We start from the raw sequence: 21,005 nt of genomic DNA, 5'->3' as shown, positions 1-21,005 counted from the left end.
ATTGAAAGAATGAATCGGTACGATAGGAAAAAACCTACAGGATGTTAGACACCTGTTGCTGTATTGCTCGCTCGATAATCTGCTTTGAATTTGCAGGAAGGTATTTTGTGTGCGCTTCGATAAAAATTGGCTTTGAGTAGATACTTTTTATCGCCGCGTTTACTTTCTCAATAAATGCCAGCGCTTCCGGCGTTTTACCGCATATCATGTGACCAGACACGAACTTTGGGTTGTTCGCAATAGCGTAACTTCTCATTTCAACAGGCTGGGTATCGCCAAATGATTGATACAAAGACGCAGGGAATATAAGGGCAAAGTCGGCTTTACCTGCAGAAATAATCTTCATAAAACGAGTAAAGAATGTTGAGTTGCTCAAGGTTATTATTTGACTGTCATCAATGTTGCTTAAGTCATTATCTACCCGCTCACCAAAAGAATAGGTTTCTGGCAACACAATGGCTGATGCTTTAAACGCATTTAATGCCTTTTGAATGCTAACTACTTCGCCATTCTCGTTTAGTAATTCTGGGGCCAAAGGCGCGAGTGATGCAAGCTGATAGAGTTTTTGCGTTTGAAAGAAGTTAAGCGGCAAGGAAATAGTGTACTTCTTTTCTCGCTCGGCTGATTTTATCTTGTTGATAACACAAACCGATTCGCCATTCTCTATCTGTTGGAATGAACGTTTAAGTGAAACTTCTAGAATAGGCTTATTATAGTCTATGGCATCAAGCAATAGTTGCGCAGTATCCACACTTGCCGAAAAAGGGGCATGTGGTTGATTAATTCTGCTCGTTAAGTGGTGATCGTCAGTATGAAGCGTTATCGATGATGTGTTGATATCGTTTCAACTTACCAATACTGAAACAACTAAGCTAAGAAAGAAAGCGACCGAAAGGGCGAAAAAGCGCATAGTGAGAAAGTTTTTTACTCTTAATTATTATGCCTAGAAGAGTAAACCTATTTCACTATTTTTTAAATACTGGATGGTAAAGATCTAGAGTTAATATATTCATTCAAAGTCCAATATCGAAAATTAAGCCCGCTGACTCTTGAATCGTTTGAACCTATTTTTCATTTTGTTTGTATAAGATTTAGTGTTGTAGATTTTATAAAGAGAAAAGGAACCCCTATGAATTATATGTCTAAGTTGTTGGTTGGTGCAGCGGCCGCTTTTGTTGTTACTACTGGAACGGTACAAGCTGAAGCGGTGACTTCTCACAACGTGATGCAGGCACAAGCACATGCTTACAACAAACAGCAACTCATTGAAATGGTTAGCCGCGCTGATGTGCAAGAAAAACTGGTAAGTCTGGGTGTTACCCAGGGCGATGCTATTTCTCGCATAAACGGTATGACTAACAGTGAAATAGCGCAGCTCAACAGCCAATTGAACGATGCACCTGCCGGTGGTGTTGTTGGTGCAGTACTTACTGTACTCGCCATTATTGCTATCTTAGATTTAGTAGGTGTAACTGACGTGTATCCTTTTATTCGTCCGATTAATAGTTAATATGAAATTAGATGTTTTATTCAGAGCCTGCTTTATTGCGGGCTTTTTATTGCTAAGTGGGTGCCAGGGAACGCCGCAGGCAGACCGCTTAGCGCTACAAAAACCTTCTGGGGTACCATTAAGCCATACCATAAACAATGTCCCATTTTATGCTCAAGAACAGTATTACTGTGGCCCCACTACGTTATCAGAAATATTTGAATATTATGGGCAAAATATTAGTGCGAATGACATAGCGCCCAAAATATTTATTCCTGATAAAGAAGGAAGCTTACAGCTAGAAATGATTACGGCAACGCGTCAGTATGATTTTTTACCTTATACCGAAAGGGGGACGCTAACTAAATTAATGCAGTTAGTGAGTAGTGATATACCTGTCATTGTATTTCAAAATTTATCTATTCAACTGCTACCCCAATGGCATTACGCGGTAGTGACCGGTTTCGATTTAACCACTCGTACCATGACCATGCACACGGGCTTAACGCCCAATCACACTATGTCTTTCGAACTATTTGAAAAAACATGGGGAAGAGGAAATTATTGGCTTCTAGCGCCAGTTCCTCCAAATAAAATCAGCGATAAGATGAATCCGTTTACTTACGTTAGTGCTGCTTACGATATGTTAGAGGTGGGAAAGGACGAGCAAGCTATTGCCTTTTTACGAGCGGCTACCAAACAGTGGTCCAATCAATGGTTAGCCTATTTTCTATTGGGCAATTACTATTTAGAAGAACAGCCAGAGAAAGCGGTAGAATGGTTTAAGCGGGGGTATCAGGTGGGTCAGAATCAGGCTGCGTATATGAATAACTACGCTTATGTCCTTGCCAAAAGTGGAAACATAACCAAGGCTCACGCATTAATTGATGATGCCCTATTGCGGTTTCCCGAAGATGAGAGTTTGAAAAAAACGGCGTTAACCATAAAATCATACAAGTGACTTTTGCAAAGGAAGTGATAATTTCCTTTGCTGATCAATTGTTTTTGAGGAGCGCAAGTTTTTAAAACCCAGACTCAGGGACCAAGCTCTAATGTATGATTGACCCAACGGCAGGAGCTTCTTTGATTTTTATTGCGCCATCGGTGTTACTTAACTCGCTAGCTTCTTCGACAAGCGCAGTCATCGCGTTGATGATATCAAGAAAGTTGGATAGCTGGTCTTGTGACAAATCATTAGATAGCGTTTCAATTTTACTAATAAGTTGTTTGGTCGGTAGGCGCATAGTGTCAAAATCTCGTTGTTTAGTGCGTGTTACGCAGTCATTTGGTCAATACCTACTCTTGAACTTTCAAATAGCTTGCCAACTTTTTTTGACACTGAACTCCACCTATAAAATGAATTACTGATACTGAAATAGAAAAGCCAGCTGAATAGCAGCTGGCTTGTTGTTAGTTAATAGGTAGGTTCAATACTTAGAAAGTATACTTAACGCCTACCTTAATTCGCCACGTTGATTGCTCTTCATCAAACGAATTATAGTTGCTGGTATCAGTACCACCATAGGCTTCTGAGTAAACATACTGGCCTGCATCATTAATGTCATAATCGAACAGTATTTGTTGCGGGTAGCTTAAATCGTATACCTTACCCCAATCGCTATTTAGAAGGTTGGCGAAGTTATCAATATTCAGATAAATGCGCCCTTTATGGCCCTCTACAAAACCAGGGATTTCTTGCGAAATTGCCAAATCTACTGTTGTTACCCATGGCTGGGTTGATGAGTATTTACTTACATAGCCACCAGCACTGCCTGCTACACCTGCTTGCTCAGCAATCGCCATGATTTCGTCGTAGCTAAGGCCACTGGAGAAATCAACCGCTGCGTCGTTAGCACCCGATGGAATGTAAGGTAAATAAACGTCTGCATCGTCAAATTCAGACTGGTCTCCCAATCCACCGTCTTGGTAAGCACCAAGTACCCAAGAGAAAGGCTGACCAGAACGGCGTTCAAAGAACAAATTAACGTTAGTGTTGTAGCCGTCAAAAAACTGGTGAGTGTAACCAAGGTTTACTAGAAAACGGTGTTTGATTTCGTAGTAAGCCGTGCCCACTAAAGGATCGTTACGATTAACTGTAACTTCATACTGATAGTTAGACTCAGCTGTTGAACTTGTACCAGGGTTCACCTCAGTAATATCTTGATGGGTATAAGAGGTATTAAGGCTGATACCGTTATCCCATTGTTTGGCCAACGCGGTGGTAAACAAGATACTGCGGCCACCGTCATCAGAGTTGGTTAGCTGAATATCATAGTTGTCTTCATATTCAGTGCCGTCATAAACGTTGTCCCAAATGATACGGCCATCTGGGGTACTATTGCCGTTATCGATACGAGACAAATCTTCCCAGTAAGCCGCATTTTGACGATCAACGTAAGTTAGCTCAGTCGTCCACGCAAAGTTATCACCAAGGGTAGGGATATCGAAGGTGTAGTCTGCAGCAATTTGATAGCGCCAGTCAGAAGGCAATTCAAAATCAGGATCGATTGAGTTCGTGCTTCCCGCTCCTTGCATCAACGCACTTTGCGCTTCGGTAGGAACTGAAGTGAAGTCTACCGAACTTGCGTCAAGGCTCGAAAAAGTTACCGAGTCATTGGTTACACCATCGGTGGTGTATGCGTTTGAGATCCAAACCAGTGGCATTCCACCATAGAAGCGACCTGCGCCACCTCGCAGGGTTAAGTCGTCATTGATATCCCAATTAAAACTTACCCGAGGAAGGAAAATATCGAAGCCATCAAGGTTTTCAGTATTCGTAAAACCGTAGGTGTTGCTAAAGTTATCGTTTAGCTGAGGAGAGTCTTCAACAGTAAGGTATTCATATCGCAAGCCTGCAGTAACCGAGAAGTCGTCGAATAATTCATAGGTTGCATCGCCATAAAGCGAGTAAACCGTACTTTCAACATTATAGGCAAGATCTTCAACATCATTGGTATACGCATTAGCGTATTCGAAATAAGAAATTTCCTGATTAGCGAATGCCTCAGTATCATCAAAATACCACGTACCTAAAGAGTCTCGGCCGTAAAGGTTGTAGTTCCACGTGTTTTCTATTTCAGTACCGAACTTGTATTCAATATCTCCCGCTAAATAAGTCGCGTGTAAGGCAAAGTTCCACACTTCATTGGCGAGGACATTGGCATGACGGTTTTCATCCGCCCCACCCACTATGCTGTAGCCACTGTCTGAACCTGCTGCAGTGTCGATATTGATTTCACCCCAATCAGAAGCCGTGACAGAAGCTTGCTCAAATTCTTTGTATGAAAGACTCACTTCTGTTTGAAGGTTATTTGACCAATCTGAATAGACGTGGGCGGTGTAGTACGTATTTTTCTGCGCTAAGGTCCAAGCGCTTGATGATAAGAGAATAGTTTCTGAATCATCGTTATAGTTTTGTGCAGCGGTATTTTCTTGATAGCTATAAGTAAAATCAGCGCGGTGGTCGTTGTTAATGTTCCAATCTAATTTAATGAGGTATTTTTCGTCTTCGTCTGCATCAGGAGCACCTGCAATCGAATCTTCAAGGCCATAAGTGTCATTTAGGGCAGTAATCACTTCCTCTGCCGCACTAACGAGTTCAGTAGGGTATGCAGAAGAGTTAAAGCCCGTATCAATTTCTTCTTCCCATTTTTCATAAGAGCCAAAGAAGAAAAGTTTGTCTTTAATTAATGGACCACCAAGCGTGAAGCCATATGATGATTCGTCGTTATCAACATCATATTCTGTGTTGTAAAGCTTTGTATCTTTTGCGGTGCCAGAAAAAGGCACTTCTTCATAGAATGCCGTACCATGAAATTCGTTGGTACCCGATTTAGTTACCACATTCACGTTACCGCCACCAAATTTACCAGCGCGGGCAGTAAAAGGCGTAAACTCAACAGATACTTGGCTGATGGCATCTAAAGAAACTGGAGGACGTGACGTTGGGTAACCGTTACTTTGCAAGCCGAAGGTGTCGTTAACGCCTACGCCATCAACAGTAAAGGTATTATATTTAGGGTTTGAGCCGGCAATACTTAATTCTTCGCCGTCTGCACTTACGACTGCTAATGGGTTTGAGCGAACAATATCTTTGATGTCACGGTTAAAGGTAGGCATGTTTTCAATGGCAGATTCGCCAAACACTGAATTCGACCCATTGTTTGAGAAAAAGTCACGAGTACCAGTAACCGTTACGCGCTCCATATCTGAGGCAGATTGAAGAGCCGTATCAAGCTCAAACGTGTCATTTAATTCTAAATACACATCTTCAATAACACGACTTTGGAACTTTTCTGACTCTACGACAATCATATAAGGACCACCAACACGTAAACCCCTAGCAGAGAATACCCCTTCATCGTTTACGGTAACTTCTTTTACCGTACCTGAAGGTTGGTGAATGATGGTAATGGCGCTACCTGCAGCAGGATTACCTTGAGGACCCAAAATGGTGCCGCGCATTGCTGAAGATTGTCCGGTGGCTGCAACGGCTGTTGTTGCGACCCCAATAGACAATGCGACAGCCATCGCGATGCGATTAAACTGAGTTTTATTATTCATGTATTTCTCGTTATTTATAATAGTGAGTTTTAGTGCTCAGCAAGCCACGCATGCTTACTAAGCACGTCTTATTTGCTGTTGCCTTAGGTAGCGCAATTGTTGGCTATTTTTATTTCATTTTTATTTCATTTGTGTAAATGCATATTTACATAACATTATGAAATAAAAGGTTATTTGAGCGTTTGTGCGGCTAATAAATCAAGCGGTTTTACGTGTTTTTACACGCTTTACGTGTGTTTACGTAAAAGTGGTCTGTGGATATGTAGTTCAAAGAGATACAGCAATATAGGCGAGTGAATTATTTGGAGTAGGGTTTTCTAGCGGCGCGAGGGTACGTGAAAGTGAGTGACGCGAATAAATAATATCGACTCTTTTGAGGAGTAAGATATTTTGGGAAGAATTTAAATATAGACGAGTAATTTATAGATAAAAATGGTGGCCCCACCCTGACTTGAACAGGGGACCTGCCGATTATGAGTCGGATGCTCTAACCAACTGAGCTATGGGGCCATATTTGAAATCGCTTTGTTAAAAACGCGAAACGTATCAACGAAAAGCGAGCGCAAGTATAAGCAGTTTTAATTGCCTTGTCACGCCTAGGGTTCGGCTTTGTGAACAGTTTGCTTTATTTTTGTTCAGTTTTTTCTGCATTTTTTATGAATTTGCGTTCTTATCGATATCTTTACCTTCAGTACTATCGTCATTCCTTGACGAACCAGCCTAGTTAACAGCACTATGAACACTCGCCATAAGGCACGCATTGGATTAATCCGATACGCCATTTTAATAGCTCAATTGGTAGCACATCAATTAGCACAATAAATTTGAACAGGAAGTAAAAATAGAAATGAAAATGCACGGGCGTTTTGGTGTCATGTTAGCGATTGTTTTAGGGTTGTCGGGTTGTGACACGCTAGATTGGAAAGAACGAGAAGTGGGGGAGATCCCATTTACGTTAACGGGTATTGAGAGTGGTGCGTGTCCATCAATGGTAAAAGTAGGGCCTACGAAATGGCAGCTAGATTATTTCGGCTTTTATCTAACTAAACCTGAAGTACGTATAGATGGTAAGTGGCAGCGCGTCTCGTTTAAGCAAACCAAATGGCAGACCCAATCAACTGCACTTCTAAAATTTCATTCGCTGTGCAGTTCGCCTGATGATGCAAACAATAAAATTATTCTAGATGTGTCTGAGGGCTTATTGAAACTGGCTACCAACCTTAGGTTTACGATGGGACTTCCGTTCGATGCGAATCATGCTAACCCCCTTTCCCAAGCCTCGCCGTTAAACGACACATCAATGTTTTTGAATAGACAGCAAGGTCATCGTTTTTTAAGACTAGATTTATCCCAAGCGGGCGCAAATGAAAAGCAGTGGTCATATCATTTAGGTAGTGCGAATTGTACTTCAGCGTCGACCGATACGCCGCCAGAAGCATCATGTGCGTTCACCAATAGGGTCGAATTTATTTTGCCAATGACTCAGTTAGACAGTGAATTGACGCTGGAATTGTCAGTGTCGAATATACTGGCTCAAGTTGATATTCTAGAAGCTCCAAGCTGTGAATTTTCGAGCCCAGAAGCCCCGCCTTGCAAACAATTGTTACGAAACTTATTAAATAGACCTTGGATAAAATGGGAGTAAGCTCTACGCTTTGTATTAGGTATTGGCATAGAAGTGCTTAAAATGGGCTTCTAACGCCTAAATTCGATAGTTAATTTTTGGCTATGGTTGATATTTTATGGCTATACTTCAGATAGAGATAATAACCTCGTGCCAATAGGTTATGTTGTGCACATGGTGTTAAAATTTGCTATCTTAATAGAAATAAAAAAGCATTACTGAACAAGGCGAACTGGCGCGGAGATAAGAATGACAGAAAAGGCCTTCCTGATAAGCGGTAGAAATACCATTATCCATAAAATTCGAAAGTTAGATTTGCTAGTAACAAATGGTGATGAGCATCCGCCTATAATTGTTACTTACAAAGGCATCAAGCAATATGAGGGAAAAGTTCCTGAAAATAAGCGGGATGCTAAAATGATGGACATGGAACTTGTTGATATCACAACAAGCGAAGTATTTGGTGATGAAAAGACCTTAGTGTTTATTCAAACCCTAAATGGGAAAGAATACAAAATCGATTACACCAAAATCGGTACCAGCATGTTCATCAAAATCCATCAAGATAGCATTTTCTAATTATTGGATATTATACTGGGTCAGCAAACCTGACCCCAGTTATCTGCTAACTGTGTGTTGAACCCCGCTATTGGGCGAGCTTCACCTTTAAGTTGCACGTAACGTGGTTCAAAAATAGAAAACCTGCATATATCAACCGGCGTCACTTCTGATGCATTAACACTACTAATAATACCTGCGGTTTCTAACCCCTCAGCAATAAGCTCGGAACAGAACCAACTACTGAAATCTTCTTGATTATAGCTAATGCTTCCTAGAATAGGATGGCTGTCTAGTGCATCTACTGCTGAGCCGAAAAGCTGAAGTATGTCGTACGCCTTACCTTCTTGAGCAAACATAAAGTTGAAGAACTCAAACTTATTCTGTTCAAACATGCTTCGGGCATCTTCACCTAAAGGTAACCACCACATGTCGCCATCGTAAGTATGAACCCGTTCGCTTAATCGGTTTGTCATTACCCCTTTTTTTCCTTCATAAACCGTCGCTTCCATTACCTGATTAAAGTATCGGCCAGATTCTTCATCCCGCATTTTGGTTTGCATTACGATGGCGATATGGGTAACGGCAGAGCGGGTGGTTAATTTTGTCCAACGCGAAAAAAGGCTATTACCGCCAAACGCAATAATATCGCCTGGGCGCATTTGCTCTCGAATATGATGGTATTTTTGTTGCTCTAACATAATGACTTCCTTGTTTAGTGAATGAGTGACTTGTATCAAAAAGTGTGTAACCCGCGACCATTAAGCGTTTTAGCATGGTTAATTATCGGCTTTTATCATCCGTTTATCGCTTGGTCGTACGTAACAGAGTCTTAACCTTTTTATAGCGCGAATGTCATATTTTTTCACTAGTTTATGTTCGCGAAGACAAAAACGAGATGTCGACGCATCATTTAACTAATCTCGTTAGAGGAACTTGATATGGATATGTCACGCCACGTTAGATTACCCGTTTTATTTGGTTTTGGTGCTACGCTTGCGTTAGCAGCAAGTCTGGCCAATGCGAATGGGTATCCTGAAAGTAGTGAAAAAGACCTTGTAGCGGTATGTGAAGCGATTCAAGATGATAATCGCTTAGCATTGCATAAAGCGGTAAAACGCAGTCGTATTAGTTATAAAGATTTGCACAAAGGATTAGTGTGTAACGGCGAAGATATGCTTTCTTTTGCCCAGTCTAATAACGCCATTTCAACGGGTGATTATCTTGCCCGCAGAGTTAACGCCGAAAAGTCAGTTTTAACGGCAAAACGTTAGTGGCAAAAAGATAACGCAGTATATTAAATTTTAAAATCCCTGGATTTGGAGCTACTGATTATCAGTAGCTCTTTTTTTGTTGTTAACAAAGCATTTATTCACTACATTTCTATCGTCTATTTATAGTTTCCTTTCTCGCTCTGTCTATAGGTCGAAAACTTCGATAAAGACCAATGTCTTACTAGCGCCATATTCATTCAGTCGATACACTGTTTTCGTAAACTATGGGTAACTGAAGTACTAGCTTGCTTTGAAATGGAGGTATGAAAAGTTTGATAGCAGGAATGCAAAGGTGGATATTTGGCGCTATTTTAGTGCTGGTATGCTTTTATGTGGGAACGTGGCTGTCTTTATCTGTGGGGTTGCCCTTGCCGGGAGCCCTCACGGGATTACTTATTTTACTGGCAATACTCTTTATTGCGCCTAGTGCTGAGCCCTATGTTGCCCGGGCGGCTTCGCCTTTACTCAGTCATATGTCGGTACTGTTCGTTCCCGCGGTACTTGGCGTTACCACTTACTGGACCGAAATAGCACAAAACGGGTGGGCGATAGGTATCGCTATAATTATTACTACCTGTATAAGCTTGGGTATCAGTGCAAAAATAGCAGAGAAATTGCTAGCCGCTCGTCATTCAAGCCAGGGGCAAAATGATGATTGAGGCCATTAGTCACGCCTTGTCGCTCTCTGGACTTATCTGGTTAGGGAGCACGCTGCTTTTCTATTGGGTTGGCTTACGTATTAACCGCAAATATTACCGCTACCCTATTTCACATCCGCTTATTTTTACCGCAGTAAGTGTTGGCACCATTGTGTTTTTGTCGAATACTTCAATCGAAATATATCAGCAATCTGCTAGCTTTTTGCATTGGCTGTTAGGGCCTGTAACTGTTGCATTGGCCTTGCCAATTTACCGACAGTGGCAACGACTACATCATTACGGCTTGCCTTTGCTGCTAAGTATAATGGCAGGTGGTGTAGTGGCGCCTATTTTTGCATGGGCAGCCTTATGGTGTTTCGACTCTCCTATCAGCATGCAACTCACCATGCTGGCAAAATCAATAACTACGCCCCTTGCAATGGAGGCATCAGCACAAATTGGCGGTATTCCGGCCCTTGCGGCTGTGTTTGTTATAACAACTGGTGTAGTAGGTGCGATTGCAGCTACCAGTGTTTTTCGGTTATTCGACGTCACCGACACACAAGCGCAAGGCGTAGCATTAGGTACGGTTGCTCACGCGGTAGGAACTGCTAAATCTTTGCAAATGGGGGATGAGGTGGCAGCCATGGCAACCCTAGGTTTATGTGTTAATGGAATATTTACCGCCATTATTCTTCCAATAATCTTTAGTTTTTTATCACCATAGCGATAAATTTGACTACAATTGATGAAAGAATGTTATTCGAAAATAGTATTCTTAGGTAAGACGCGCTACGTATAAATACCGGCCGTCAGAATTTATCGCTTCAGTTCGAAGTATTAATGCCGATACAGGAACGATTACACTTTTTGTAATGTTAACTGTCATCAAAAGCTAGGTGGTAATATCGCTCAATGTTTTCTGTACTGGTCTGTGACGACTCTTTAGTCGCTCGAAAACAAGTTGCTAAATGCTTGCCTCAAGATTGGGACATTGCTGTCCATTTTGCAAAAAATGGTGAAGAAGCACTGGTTGCACTTAAAGAAGGTAAAGGCAATCTGCTGCTACTCGATTTAAATATGCCTATTTTGGACGGTTATGGCACACTTGAAGCGATTCAAGCGGCAGGACTAAATACGAAAGTTATTGTTATTTCAGGTGATATTCAGCCCGAAGCTTACGATAGAGTAAAGGCATTAGGGGCGCTGGATTTCATCCGCAAACCTGTCTCTCCACAAATGCTCGTCGAGGTGCTTGAAAAGTTCGATATTCTTCACAGTGAACCAGAACTCTCAACCGATGTTACGCCTCTAGATCCTAATATTCGAGACTGCTACCAAGAAATTACCAATATCGCGATGGGCCAAGCGGGCGACCATCTAGCGAGAATTATGAACGTATTTGTTCGTCTTCCTATTCCCAATGTTAACCTAATTGAAGTATCTGAGTTGCACATGATGCTTTCAGATATTGAAAGCCATGAGCAAGTTACTGCGGTATGTCAGGGGTTCTTGGGACCCGGTATCAGCGGCGAGGCCATTTGCATTCTTAGCGACTCGAGTTTTGAAGATGTGGCGAAAATTTTAAATGTTGAAGGTGAGGTGGACGATCAGCTTCAACTAGAACTATTAATGGACGCTGCCAGTATTCTTATTGGAACTTGCCTAAGCGGTCTTGCGGTGCAAATGGACGTTAACTTTAGCCAAGGGCATCCCATCGTTTTGGGGCAGCACAGAGCCATTACTGAAATTATCAGTATGAATAAAATTAAGTGGAAGCGAACATTGGCTATTGAACTAAGCTATGGCCTTGAAGGCTATAACGTTCAGTGTGATTTGATTTTGTTATTTACTGAAGAGTCGATGAAAACCATGAATTCGAAACTTGCCCACCTGTTGGAGGACTTCTAGTGAGCCAACACTTGGATGATATACTTGAATTCCATTGGATGATGGACATGCTGCAAACCGTTGATGTAGGTATCGTAGTGTTAAATCGACAGTATCAAGTTCAAGTCTGGAATGGTTTCATGGAAAGTCACAGTGGCAAGTTGCCCAGTGATGTTCGTGATCAATCGCTTTTTGATTTATTTCCTACCATTAAAGAAGATTGGTTTAAGCAAAAGTCTAAACCGGTATTTGAGCTAAAAACCAGAGCATTTATGACCTGGGAACAGCGCCCTTATTTATTTAAGTTTCCCAACTATCGGCCGATTACAGGTAGTGAGTCATTCATGTATCAAAACATCACGCTGTCGCCATTAATATCGGCCACCGGAAACGTTGAGTATATCAGTATGATGATTTACGACATGACAGATGTCGCCGTTGGTAAGAAGCAACTTGAAGCCATACAGGTTCAGATAACAGAAGCGAAAGAGCGCCAACAATTTTCTCGCTGATATATACCTTTATAGCCTCTTGAAAGCTGCTAATCAGCCCCAGACTTAAATGCGTTTAATCGACATGTAGTGTTAGCTCTATGTGTTGACGGAGTCATTATGCAAAGTTTTTTTCAGTTTCTATTTTCACCACTATTATTGACACTAAAGAACAGAAGCGGCACTAGCCAGCTTGCTAAATTTACGTTCTTGTTAGGCTGTTTATTTGTGCTGTCGGCTTGTGGTGGCGGAGGTGGAGACGGTGATAGCGATGGCGGTTCAGGCAGCAATGGTTTAGTGATTAACGCAGGCGACGATGCCACTATTACCGAAGGGGCGACCTATTCATTAAGTGCTGTAGTGAGTGGCGGAAATGAGGAATACACTTATCGTTGGTCGGCATCACCCTCACTCACTATTACCCATGAAGACACTAGCGATTCGGCTGCTAGTTTCGAAGCGCCAAGCGTATCAAGTGCAACCGAATATACTATTACGGTAACAGTAAACGACACAGGTGGTAACGAGGCTAGTGATTTAACGGTTATTACTGTCGTGCCCGTTAATATTGCGCCAGAGGCGATTATTGAAGTACCAGAATGGGATGGTTTAGACGCGAACAATTTCCCCGGTGGCGTAGAAGTTATTTTCGATGGTAGTAGCAGTACCGATGACGACGCTACAGACGAGAGTGCATCCATTTCTGACTACAGTTGGACGCAAACCGATGGCACCAATGTTATTACGGGTGAAGAGACGAATTTATCAACCCTTACCATAGTGACGCCTATCGCGAACGACGCGCAGACCCTAACCTTTGAACTTGAAGTGACCGACAGTGAAGGTACAACCGACACTGAATCTGTGACTATTTTTGTGCAGTCTGAATCAGATACGCTCCCCGTAGTTGACGCCGGTTCTTCGCAAGGTGTATTCAGTGGTGAAACGATTGTACTTGATGGCGATGCCAGTACCAGTATTCCAAGCGCATTACCCCTCACTTACGATTGGGAGCGCAGCAATAACCTATCTTCAACAACGTTGCCTGTTAATACAGCAGATGCAGCTACGTTAAACCAAAACGTAGATATTCAAGCAATAGATGATGAAGATGACTTATCTACTTTTGCTATCGCGCCTGCGGTAACTGAATATACCGTAGTGGCTTATACCCTAACGGTTACCGATGCCAACGGTAATCAGGTAGAAGACACTATTAATGTGAGCGTACGTACTATGCCTACACCATTAATGAATGATACCGGCGTGTTACAGCAAGCGACTAACAATGCCCTTACTGAAGCTCAACAGAACGAATGGCCGGGTCAAGATGGCCAACGTGGCGCAGATGTTGTTGAGCAAAATGGCTTAATTGAAAAAGCCGGTAGAGGCAAAGCTGGGTTTGATTACACCCGTTTAAATGCAAATGGTGATGAGCAAGACGCCAGTGCGGATACGTGGTCTTGTGTTCGAGATAATGTGACGGGCTTAGTGTGGGAAGTAAAAACCGACGACGGTACTTTACAAGATAAAGACTACACCTACTCATGGTATAGCGACGATGTTAATGGTGGTTATGAAGGTGACCTAAGCGGCACTGATACGGCGTGCTCGCTTACCAGTTGTAATACACAAGCCTATGTCACGGCGCTTAATGCCCAAGGGCTATGTGGCTTTTACGATTGGCGTATGCCAACCCATCAAGAGCTTTTTTCATTAATGCATTTAGGCATCTCTGATAGCATGACTATTGATGAAGATTACTTCCCGTACACGGGCGTGCTCTCATCAGACCCTGTCTGGTACTGGACATCTGTGCCTAGCGCCGATGGTGTTAACAGTGATGATGCGCAAAATGCGTGGGCACTTGATTTCGATTCTGGGGTAGATAACTTTTTAAATAAATCCTCGGCGGCAAAAGTGCGCTTAGTAAGAGCGGGGAGATAATCATGAAAATTTTAGCATCTGTATTAGCACCTAAATCAGCACCAACCGTAGCCGCTGTAGCTGCGTCGCTTATGTTGGCGTCTACTGGTCTGTCCGCACAAACCTGTTTGTCTGACGGGCTGGAAACAACACCTGATGAAGACTTTACTACTATCACCACTAGTACGGTGTTGCACGAGCCTACGGATTTAGTGTGGGAGCGCTGTGCAGAAGGCCAAACCTGGGACGGAAGTACCTGTGATGGAGAAGCCGTGAAGTACACGTGGCAACAAGCGTTGCAACTTGCACAAGCAGCCAGTGATGATGACCTATTAGGTTGGCGTTTACCTAATGTTAAAGAGCTTGCTACCATTGTTGAGCGTGATTGTGTTCGCCCCGCTGTGAATAGCACCATGTTTCCAGCAACGCCGCCAGATGACTTTTGGACATCCACGCCTTCGGTAGATGATCCCGATAGAGCATGGGTAGTCGCATTCTTCAATGCGAGCCATTCAATCAAAGAGAAAGATCGCTTTATTTACGTAAGATTGGTGCGAACGTACACTAACGATTAGTGAAATGAGACAAACCTCTTACTTTATACTTTAGGTTAATGTAAGGGGGGGACGGTAGGAAATGATAAAGCGCGCACCTGTAATACGCGCTTTTCCTATTGCTTGGGGGTATAAATGCCAACCTTGATCTTTCACCCTGATTTTTCGCAGTTTAGACTCATGCCACCTTCCTATTTGTGTGCAAGCTAGCCACAATAGCTCCATGAAATATTTTGAACGCCTATCAATAGGCATTTTAAGCACCTTGCTATTCGCTGGTTGGATTAAGCCAGCCTCGGCGGAAATCACGTGCAACATAGATTTTGCCTACGGCCTAGCAGTGAATGAAACACAACTTCGGGTCATGGAAAAATCGCGAACGCGGGTGCAAATCAACGATCAAACTCAGCTTTTTATTGATGGGCGTTGGCAAACTCTTACTGCGGAACAAAGTGAGTGGTTAGGTGAATACGCCCACGGTCTTCATTACGTAGTGCCCAAAATGATTGTTTTGGCTACCGAGGGTGTCGACTTGGCAGTGGATACTATTGAAAGTGTTTACCTAGGTTTAGTTGGCAGCGATCACGACAGCTACGAGCGCTTAAATAGTGCAATGAAGCGAGTGAAAGTGAGAGTTAAAGACAAGTTTAGGCACGCAAGTAATCATTATTTCATTGGCCCAGGGTCGTTAGAAAGCGTGGATGAATTCGTTGACAGTGAAATTGAAGCCCAGTTAGAAGAAGCTATTTCCACTTCGGTAGGCGGTATCTTGTCTGCTATTAGTGGTATTAACACGAATAGTGACGAAGTGAATAGTGAAAAAGTTGCTGAAATTACCCGTCAATTAGGCACAGTAGGCGAGCAGCTTGAAAAAGACATGAACAGCAAAGCTACTACCCTAAGAAATAAAGCAGAGTGGATTTGCAACAAGCTAAAACGGTTAGATGTTGCTGAAGAAAAGCTTCGCGCTTCAATTCCTGCCTTGCAACCGTATAACCTCATTACTTCCCATTCCCCAGAAGAGACTGAGTAGTAGTTAGCCTTTTACTAAGCGCGGCTAATTCAAGCCAACCAATCTCAATACCACCTATACGAAGCAAGATAGCAAAGTATTCAAGTAACGTCTGCCTTTGGCGGTTACCTGCCAATGGGTATCGGTAATATCGAGTAGCCCTTGTGTTTGGGCATCATCCAAAGCGTCTTGATATTCTTTTGTCAGTTCAACACCGGTTAGTGTGGTGTAATCCTCAATAGGGCAGGGCTCTACTAATCTAAAGCGGTTCATGAAAAATTCAAAAGGTAAGTCTTCAGCAGGTACTTGAGTTGCAGTATCCAAATAAGGGCGGCTTATTTCCATGTAACCACGAGGGTGCTTAATTTTAACCGTACGCGTAATAGTGCCTGTAGCGATATCCGTAATCTTACCGTGGGCACCGCAACCTATTCCCAAGTAATCCCCAAAGCGCCAGTAGTTAAGATTATGCTGACACTGATGCCCCGCTTTTGCGTAAGCAGAAATCTCGTATTGCTCGTAACCTGCGGCTTTTAATCGAGCATGCCCTTGTTCTTGAATATCCCACAATATATCGTCATCGGGTAATTCCGGCGGGCGAGAATAAAAGGGTGTATTAGGCTCAATGGTGAGCTGATACCACGACAAATGATAGGGTGATAACGCCAGCGCTTTATCTACATCAGACATAGCATTTTCAACACTCTGCTCAGGCAAGCCGTGCATTAAATCTAGGTTAAACGTGGGTAGGCCAGCACTATGCGCTTGGTTTATCGCCTCTATGGCTTGGGTATCGTCATGAATGCGGCCAAGCACCTTTAAGTGGGCTGGCTGAAAGCTTTGTATACCTACTGATATACGGTTTATTCCGGCTTGATAAAATCCAGCGAAACGGCCACTTTCCACCGTGCCAGGGTTTGCTTCCATGGTAATTTCAGCGTCATCTGTCAAGTTCACCCGCGTGCGAATCCCTTTGATTAAGTCGCTAATTGCCTCGGCTGAAAATAAACTTGGGGTGCCCCCGCCTATGAAAATCGTTTCAATTGGCCTATCGCCAATACGCTTAGCATCTATGGCTAAGTCATCAAGTAAGTGAGCCACGTATTCTTTTTCGGGCAGTGCAGACTTTAAACCGTGTGAATTAAAATCGCAGTAAGGGCATTTTTGTACGCACCAAGGAATATGCACGTACAAACTTAGTGGAGGATTACGCAAAAGTGTTTCTCATTGATTCTAATAATATAGCCAGGGCATTTCCGCGATGACTAATACGGTTCTTTTCAGCTTTATCTAACTGGGCAGCAGTGCAGTTGTGTGACGGCACGTTAAACACAGGATCGTAACCAAAGCCACCATCGCCTTCCCGAGAATTTAAAATTTCGCCTTGCCATTTGCCTTGGCTGACTAAAGGCACAGGATCATCAGCGTGACGCATGAAGACGAGTGTGCAAAAGAAATGTGCTTTGCGGTTATCGCTGCCCGATAGCTCACTTAAAAGCTTGTCGATATTGTCACTGTCGGTAGCATTATCGCCAGCAAAACGAGCTGAATAAATGCCTGGCGCGCCGCCAAGAGCATCAACCACTAAACCCGAATCGTCAGCAATAGCGGGTAAACCTGTTACCTCGGCAGCATGTCGAGCTTTAATAATGGCATTTTCAACAAAGGTAGTGCCAGTTTCAGGCACATCTTCCACGCCCAATTCTTTTTGCGCAATAACATCTACACCGTATTCAGCAAACAAGCTGGTGAACTCACGCACCTTGCCCTGATTACCAGACGCGAGCACTATCTTTTGAGGAAAAGTCATAAAAATACCTTAAGAAATTGAATTCATATTTAGCTGGCGCAGGTTAGGCTAAGCAGGAAAACTAACTACCCCGAAACCCCTCTGCCGCATGGATGCGGCAGCGGAGCGTACAGGGACGTATTTACCGCGTGGTTACGGGGTAGTTAGTTCACCTATTTGCTAGCCTGCGTAGCTAATATTGCAGTTTTAATCGCGGTTTATTTAACAGCGTGTGTAGGGAATTAAGCAGCCCTTTACAAGAATCGGTTTATAAGAAATCTCTAAAATGGCTAAACGAGGTTTATACCTGCCAGTTTCGCAGATGGCCCAAAAATTGGGAGAGGGCTTACGCAGCCAACACACCTGATTGGCCGCATCTCTTATCCCCATATCATTGCATCGCACTAGCGCTTTTTAGTGCGTACTTTGGTTTTATTCTTTGGCTTCGCTTTAGACTTGGCTTTTGCTTTGTCTTTCGCGGTTAGCTTTTTCTTTCTTGGGCCAATTTTAGGTGTTTTGTTCTGCGGACGAAGTTCGGCGATAACGCGGGCTTTAATAGGCTCCTCGGTATAGCGGGCGGCTTTGGCGATGAACTCAAAGTCGTGGGCTTCTACCAATGAAATTGCAGTGCCTTTAGCACCAGCACGGCCAGTACGACCAATTCTATGCACATAGATATCGGCTTTGCGTGGCATATCGAAGTTAATAACATGACTAACTTCAGGTACATCAATGCCTCGTGCGGCTACGTCGGTGGCCAGTAATACTGGCACTTCGCCACTTTTAAAACGCGTTAAGGCAGCCATACGTTTATCTTGTGGCATTTCGCCTTGTAACCAGCACACCATAATATCTTGCGATGCTAAGTAATCTTTTAGCATTTGCAGGCGTTCACGAGTTTTAACAAACACAACCGTAGTCGTCGCTTGTTCTTTTAATATATGAACGAGCAATGCCTTTTTATGGTTTAAGTCATCAGCTAGGTGGTACCACTGATGAATTTTGTTCTTTTCTTTTCGTGATGGAAAGGCTTCAATCACTTCAGGGTTTTGCAAAATGTCATTGGCAAACTGACTTACACCGCCGCCTTCTAATGTGGCAGAAAATAGCATGTTCTGTTTGCGCCAGCGTGCTTCACTCGCAATCTGGTTCACAATAGTGCGAAAACCCATGTCTAGCATGCGGTCGGCTTCATCAAGTATAAGGCACTCGATGTCACGACAATCGGCCATTTCATTTTGGATGTGCTCGAATAAACGCCCTGGGGTCGCCACCAAAATATCGATACTTTGGCTAAGGGTTTCTCTGTCGCTACCGTAGTTAATGCCACCGGTAATTACACCGCTAACAATGTCAGTATGTCTGGTTAACTCAACAGCTTGTTCATACACTTGAAGCGCAAGTTCGCGGGTAGGGGTAAGAATAAGAATGCGGGTTGAACCTGGTTGTTTACGTGGGTAGTCGAGTAAAAACTGACAAACCGGCAACAAGAACGCAGCGGTTTTACCCGTACCAGTAGGCGCTGACGCTAAAATATCGCGCCCGTCCATTGCATGAGGGATAACCAAAGATTGTACGCTGGTGGGGCTCTCGTAGCCCATATCTGCCACTGCGTGGCAGAGTTCTTCGTCTAATTCGAGATCTTCGAAAGTCATAGTATAAAAACGCTCATATTGAATGGGGCGTATTGTAGCATTTATGGTACAAAACGTAGAAAAAAAACACGTAATAGGTAATTTACTAAAGAGTTTTGTGTGGGCTTCTTATAAAAGCTCTTTTTAAGCGCACCTTATTCAATCAATTTATGAAGGTGTCTTAGCTATCGGCCTTATCTGTTTGCCTGATCTGTGCGCCTCGCCAGTAAGACTTGTCAGAGAGGCGACTTATGCGACCTGAGGTGGCAAGCACTTAATTAAAGAACTGCTTAATCAAAGAAGCGCGCTTATTTTTTCTAACTTAGCATTATTTAGCGCTTCTCGAATTTCAGGGCCTTTAAACCCTTGGGCAATGATGTGCTGTACATCCACAGTATTCGCCGCCGCTAAAGCTTGGGATATTAGTACTTCGCGCTGTTGCCAATTCGATGTATTCATGGTTTCTGATTGTTTTGAAGAATGCGCTGATAAGTGCCCATCTGAGTGCCCATCTGAGTGCTCATTTGAGAGCCCTGAATCTTGTTGAAGCATAGCAAAAGGCTGCAAGGCACTGAGAAAAAGGTTAAAGCGCTCAGGGCGTCGCCATGCATCGGTTTTATTAAACACAATTAATAGGGTATGGGCTTCTAGTTTGTCGCTACTGATAAGTAAAGCTTTATGCGCACTTACCATTTCAGCAATTTCGCTCACCGTGTTTTGTACTTTCAATCGATTACACAGTTGTTGAACTTGATTAAGCGATAAACCTGAACAAAGCGCTGCAAAACGTACTTCGATTGGGGCTGTAAAATTGGAGCCATTGCTTTGAGTGTACTTTTGAATTTGTTGAAGGCCTTGAATACCAGTGTTAAAGGCATGCTCTGATTCACTGAGTTCTACAAACCAGTCGTCTAAGCCGTGGCAAGACTTTAAGGTTGTGAAGAATACCTCGGGTGTGGCTTCAAGCAAACTTCGCTTAGTTTCTTGCCATACTCTTTCTGCACTTAGGCTAGTTAACTCACCAGAATTGGCCATCGCGGTCATCAGGCTTAAGGTTTCTTCAGCAATGGTAAAGCCTAAATAGGCATAGCGGGTGGCAAAACGGGCTACGCGAAATACCCGCAAAGGGTCTTCACTGAACGCGTCTGAAACATGACGAAGCACTTTATTTTGTAAATCTTGTTGGCCATTATAAGGGTCGATAAGTTCGCCGTCTGGGTCTCGGGCAATGGCATTTACAGTTAAGTCGCGGCGTTTTAGGTCTTCCTCCAAAGTAACCGAGGTAGAAGCATCACATTCAAAGCCAGTATAGCCGCTGCCCATTTTACGCTCAGTACGGGCAAGTGCGTATTCTTCCGAGGTTTTAGGGTGTAAGAATACAGGAAAGTCTTTACCCACTTGGGTGAAGCCTTTAGCTAGCATTTGTGCCGGTGTTGCTCCTACCACCACATAATCGCGTTCGGTGACTGTTCTCCCTAATAGGGTGTCGCGCACCGCGCCGCCAACTAAATAAACCTGCATGTAACCTCTGTATTCTAAATTTTCTTAAGCCAATGGGTATTA

At 43.2% G+C, this 21,005-nt stretch carries 20 protein-coding genes and 1 tRNA gene; 12 read left to right on the top strand and 9 right to left on the bottom strand.

Features of this window, described 5'->3' with window-relative positions; all coding sequences use genetic code 11:
* Window positions 1-34: 34 nt before the first annotated feature.
* Entirely contained in the window at window positions 35-751 is a 717-nt protein-coding gene (locus Q4561_RS00565; RefSeq protein WP_303456553.1) for a hypothetical protein, read from the bottom strand.
* 378 nt (window positions 752-1,129) lie between these two features.
* Between Q4561_RS00565 and Q4561_RS00560 the strand changes: the two genes are divergently transcribed.
* Together Q4561_RS00560 and Q4561_RS00555 are read left to right on the top strand one after the other, a co-directional pair.
* A complete protein-coding gene (locus Q4561_RS00560; protein ID WP_303456551.1) occupies window positions 1,130-1,510 on the top strand; it encodes a PA2779 family protein in 381 nt (126 codons plus the stop codon).
* 1 nt (window position 1,511) lies between these two features.
* Window positions 1,512-2,450 (top strand): PA2778 family cysteine peptidase, encoded by a 939-nt coding sequence (locus tag Q4561_RS00555; RefSeq protein ID WP_303456548.1) that lies wholly within the window; start codon window positions 1,512-1,514, stop codon window positions 2,448-2,450.
* 88 nt (window positions 2,451-2,538) lie between these two features.
* Here Q4561_RS00555 and Q4561_RS00550 read toward each other — a convergent pair whose 3' ends face one another.
* The 3 genes from Q4561_RS00550 to Q4561_RS00540 all read right to left on the bottom strand — a co-directional run bounded on the left by Q4561_RS00550 (window position 2,539) and on the right by Q4561_RS00540 (window position 6,562).
* Window positions 2,539-2,733: a hypothetical protein gene (locus Q4561_RS00550; RefSeq protein ID WP_303456545.1), complete on the bottom strand. Its 195-nt coding sequence runs from the start codon at window positions 2,731-2,733 to the stop codon at window positions 2,539-2,541.
* Window positions 2,734-2,923: 190 nt separating this feature from the next.
* Window positions 2,924-6,052, bottom strand: a complete 3,129-nt coding sequence (locus tag Q4561_RS00545) for a TonB-dependent receptor (protein ID WP_303456542.1) — start codon at window positions 6,050-6,052, stop codon at window positions 2,924-2,926.
* Between the two features lie 433 nt (window positions 6,053-6,485).
* Window positions 6,486-6,562: transfer RNA gene (locus tag Q4561_RS00540), tRNA-Ile, on the bottom strand.
* A 337-nt stretch (window positions 6,563-6,899) separates the two neighbouring features.
* Between Q4561_RS00540 and Q4561_RS00535 the strand changes: the two genes are divergently transcribed.
* The gene (locus Q4561_RS00535; protein WP_303456539.1) at window positions 6,900-7,697 is read left to right on the top strand and encodes an MbnP family protein; all 798 of its coding nucleotides are present in this window, start codon (window positions 6,900-6,902) and stop codon (window positions 7,695-7,697) included.
* Between the two features lie 228 nt (window positions 7,698-7,925).
* Window positions 7,926-8,255, top strand: a complete 330-nt coding sequence (locus tag Q4561_RS00530) for a hypothetical protein (RefSeq protein WP_303456536.1) — start codon at window positions 7,926-7,928, stop codon at window positions 8,253-8,255.
* A 20-nt stretch (window positions 8,256-8,275) separates the two neighbouring features.
* Here Q4561_RS00530 and Q4561_RS00525 read toward each other — a convergent pair whose 3' ends face one another.
* A complete protein-coding gene (locus Q4561_RS00525) occupies window positions 8,276-8,935 on the bottom strand; it encodes a hypothetical protein (RefSeq protein WP_303456532.1) in 660 nt (219 codons plus the stop codon).
* A 240-nt stretch (window positions 8,936-9,175) separates the two neighbouring features.
* Here Q4561_RS00525 and Q4561_RS00520 point away from each other — a divergent pair, with 240 nt between their 5' ends.
* From Q4561_RS00520 to Q4561_RS00485, 8 genes are all read left to right on the top strand, one after another.
* Window positions 9,176-9,508: a DUF3718 domain-containing protein gene (locus Q4561_RS00520; protein ID WP_303456529.1), complete on the top strand. Its 333-nt coding sequence runs from the start codon at window positions 9,176-9,178 to the stop codon at window positions 9,506-9,508.
* Between the two features lie 263 nt (window positions 9,509-9,771).
* Window positions 9,772-10,167, top strand: coding sequence for a CidA/LrgA family protein (locus tag Q4561_RS00515; protein WP_303456526.1), 396 nt, complete (start codon window positions 9,772-9,774; stop codon window positions 10,165-10,167).
* The gene (locus Q4561_RS00510) at window positions 10,157-10,873 is read left to right on the top strand and encodes an LrgB family protein (RefSeq protein ID WP_303456523.1); all 717 of its coding nucleotides are present in this window, start codon (window positions 10,157-10,159) and stop codon (window positions 10,871-10,873) included. Before Q4561_RS00515 ends, Q4561_RS00510 begins: the two co-directional genes overlap by 11 nt.
* Window positions 10,874-11,061: 188 nt before the next feature.
* A complete protein-coding gene (locus Q4561_RS00505; RefSeq protein WP_303456522.1) occupies window positions 11,062-12,057 on the top strand; it encodes a response regulator in 996 nt (331 codons plus the stop codon).
* Window positions 12,057-12,548 carry a PAS domain-containing protein gene (locus Q4561_RS00500; RefSeq protein ID WP_303456518.1) on the top strand — a complete coding sequence of 164 codons (492 nt, stop codon included), beginning with the start codon at window positions 12,057-12,059 and terminating at the stop codon, window positions 12,546-12,548. Before Q4561_RS00505 ends, Q4561_RS00500 begins: the two co-directional genes overlap by 1 nt.
* Window positions 12,549-12,647: 99 nt before the next feature.
* Window positions 12,648-14,474, top strand: a complete 1,827-nt coding sequence (locus Q4561_RS00495) for a DUF1566 domain-containing protein (protein WP_303456515.1) — start codon at window positions 12,648-12,650, stop codon at window positions 14,472-14,474.
* A gap of 2 nt (window positions 14,475-14,476) precedes the next feature.
* The gene (locus Q4561_RS00490; RefSeq protein ID WP_303456513.1) at window positions 14,477-15,028 is read left to right on the top strand and encodes a DUF1566 domain-containing protein; all 552 of its coding nucleotides are present in this window, start codon (window positions 14,477-14,479) and stop codon (window positions 15,026-15,028) included.
* A gap of 202 nt (window positions 15,029-15,230) precedes the next feature.
* A complete protein-coding gene (locus Q4561_RS00485; RefSeq protein WP_303456510.1) occupies window positions 15,231-16,040 on the top strand; it encodes a YggN family protein in 810 nt (269 codons plus the stop codon).
* A 54-nt stretch (window positions 16,041-16,094) separates the two neighbouring features.
* Here Q4561_RS00485 and hemW read toward each other — a convergent pair whose 3' ends face one another.
* The 4 genes from hemW to Q4561_RS00465 form a co-directional block, all read right to left on the bottom strand.
* Window positions 16,095-17,234, bottom strand: coding sequence for a radical SAM family heme chaperone HemW (gene hemW, locus Q4561_RS00480; protein WP_303456507.1), 1,140 nt, complete (start codon window positions 17,232-17,234; stop codon window positions 16,095-16,097).
* On the bottom strand, window positions 17,227-17,829 hold the full coding sequence (gene rdgB / locus Q4561_RS00475; RefSeq protein WP_303456505.1) for an RdgB/HAM1 family non-canonical purine NTP pyrophosphatase: 603 nt from the start codon (window positions 17,827-17,829) through the stop codon (window positions 17,227-17,229). The genes hemW and rdgB overlap by 8 nt, the downstream gene beginning before the upstream one ends.
* A gap of 383 nt (window positions 17,830-18,212) precedes the next feature.
* On the bottom strand, window positions 18,213-19,463 hold the full coding sequence (gene srmB / locus Q4561_RS00470; protein ID WP_303456502.1) for an ATP-dependent RNA helicase SrmB: 1,251 nt from the start codon (window positions 19,461-19,463) through the stop codon (window positions 18,213-18,215).
* Window positions 19,464-19,736: 273 nt separating this feature from the next.
* Window positions 19,737-20,963 (bottom strand): CCA tRNA nucleotidyltransferase, encoded by a 1,227-nt coding sequence (locus Q4561_RS00465; RefSeq protein ID WP_303456500.1) that lies wholly within the window; start codon window positions 20,961-20,963, stop codon window positions 19,737-19,739.
* Between the last annotated feature and the right edge of the window lie 42 nt (window positions 20,964-21,005).

The sequence above is a fragment of the Alteromonas sp. 1_MG-2023 genome, from assembly GCF_030547075.1.
In the GTDB taxonomy this organism is placed as follows: Bacteria; Pseudomonadota; Gammaproteobacteria; order Enterobacterales; family Alteromonadaceae; genus Alteromonas.
Note: the sequence above shows the minus strand (reverse complement) of the source record. Positions and strands in the feature narration are given on the sequence as shown.